At 70.2% G+C, this 1,900-nt stretch carries 2 protein-coding genes and 1 pseudogene; all 3 read left to right on the forward strand.

The genetic code is table 11. The features are described from left to right. Nucleotides 1–193 precede the first annotated feature (193 nt). Nucleotides 194–958, forward strand: coding sequence for an SDR family oxidoreductase (locus ACWGI8_RS43715; protein ID WP_453669120.1), 765 nt, complete (start codon nt 194–196; stop codon nt 956–958). Then, nucleotides 895–1,155: pseudogene (locus ACWGI8_RS43720) on the forward strand (AMP-binding enzyme); the annotation flags it as partial. The gene ACWGI8_RS43715 and the pseudogene ACWGI8_RS43720, both read left to right, overlap by 64 nt. 49 nt (nt 1,156–1,204) lie before the next feature. Continuing rightward, nucleotides 1,205–1,798 carry a TetR/AcrR family transcriptional regulator gene (locus tag ACWGI8_RS43725; RefSeq protein WP_453669122.1) on the forward strand — a complete coding sequence of 198 codons (594 nt, stop codon included), beginning with the start codon at nt 1,205–1,207 and terminating at the stop codon, nt 1,796–1,798. The last annotated feature ends 102 nt before the right edge of the window (nt 1,799–1,900 follow it).

Consider the following 1,900-nt stretch of genomic DNA (forward strand, 5'->3'; position numbering starts at 1 on the left):
AGCAGACCCCGTCTGGACAGGCTCATCGCGCTACCTCCGTGATCGCTGCATCTGTCATGGACACGCACGCTAGCGCGAGCTCAGGCCGTGCGGAACGAGCCGGACACGGCCGTTCCGGCTCGCCTCTTCCATGGCCACATACCGACTGGTTAGTCTGCTGCCTGGAGTGAGCCGCGACGGAGAGGCAGGTCCGATGAGCACGCTGCAGGGCGCGAACGTGGTGGTCACAGGAGCGGGCGGCGGGATCGGTGCCGCCCTCGCCCGCCGTTTCGTGGCGGAAGGCGCACGCGTCGCCGTCAACGACCTCGACCCCGGCAGGACCAAGGCCATCGCCGACGAGATCGGCGCTTTCGCCGTCCCCGGCGACGCCTCCGCCATCGTCGAGGAGGCCCGCGACGCGCTCGGCGGCACCGTCGACATCTACTGCGCCAACGCCGGACTCGCATCGCCGGGCGACGCCTTCGCCGACGAGGACGTCTGGGCGTCGGCCTGGGACGTCAACGTCATGGCGCACGTCCGCGCCGTCCGTACCCTGCTGCCGGACTGGCTGGAGCGCGGCAGCGGCCGGTTCGTCTCCACGGTCTCCGCGGCCGGGCTGCTCACGATGATCGGAGCCGCCCCGTACAGCGTCACCAAGCACGGCGCGGTCGCCTTCGCCGAATGGCTCTCGCTGACGTACCGTCACCGCGGGCTCAAGGTCCACGCCATCTGCCCGCAGGGCGTCCGTACGGACATGCTCACGGCGGCGGGATCGGCCGGCGAACTGGTCCTCGCCCCCAGCGCCATCGAGCCCGAGGACGTCGCCGACGCGCTCTTCGAAGGCATCGAGGCCGACCGCTTCCTGATCCTTCCGCACCCCGAGGTCGCCGCGTACCACCAGGCACGTGCCGCCGACCCCGACCGCTGGCTGACCGGCATGAACCACATCCAGCGGAAGTGGGAAGGGGCGGCGGAGTGACCGCGGACGGCGGCGAGACCGTGAAGGCCCACGTCAGCCTGCGTCCGGGCGCGTCCGTGGAACCCGACGAGCTCGCCGGATACTGCGCGGACCGCCTGGCCGCGTACACGTACCCACGACAGGTCGAGATCCTGGAGGAGCTCCCGAAGACGACAAGTGGGAAGATCCTCAGGCGGGAACTGCGTTCCCGTGCGTAGACACGGTGTGCTCCGAGAAGATGAGCCGAGCGAAAGGCAGGTGGCGGCAATGGCCAGGACGACGGACGGGAACGGCACTCCCGTCCCCCAGAGGCTGCTGGCCGCCGCCACCCGGCTCTTCGCGGAGCAGGGCTACGACCGTACGTCCGTCCAGGAGATCGTCGAGGCGGCGGGCGTCACCAAAGGCGCGCTCTACCACTACTTCGGCTCCAAGGAGGACCTCCTCCAGGAGGTCTACTCGCGGGTGCTGCGGCTCCAGCAGGAGCGCCTCGACGCCTTCGCGGAGGCCGACGCACCGGTCGAGCAGCGGCTGCGGTCCGCCGCCGCCGACGTCGTCGTGACCACCATCGAGAACCTCGACGACGCGGCGATCTTCTTCCGCTCCATGCACCACCTCAGCCCGGAGAAGAACAAGCAGGTCCGTGCCGAGCGCAGGCGCTACCACGAGCGCTTCCGGGCGCTCATCGAGGAGGGCCAGCGCAGCGGGGTGTTCTCCGACGCGACCCCCGCGGATCTGGTGGTGGACTACCACTTCGGCTCGGTCCACCACCTGTCGACGTGGTACCGCCCGGACGGGCCGCTCACCCCGCAGCAGGTCGCCGATCACCTCGCCGACCTGCTGCTCAGGGCCCTGCGCCCGTAAGGGCGGCCTAGGGCGTGTTGCGAAAGTCCCGCCTGGCCCGCGACGCCTGGCACGCACCCTCGCTGCGTTGTCGGACTCATCCAAGTACGCCCAGTACGAGGA

The organism is Streptomyces sp. NPDC054841, from assembly GCF_053611045.1.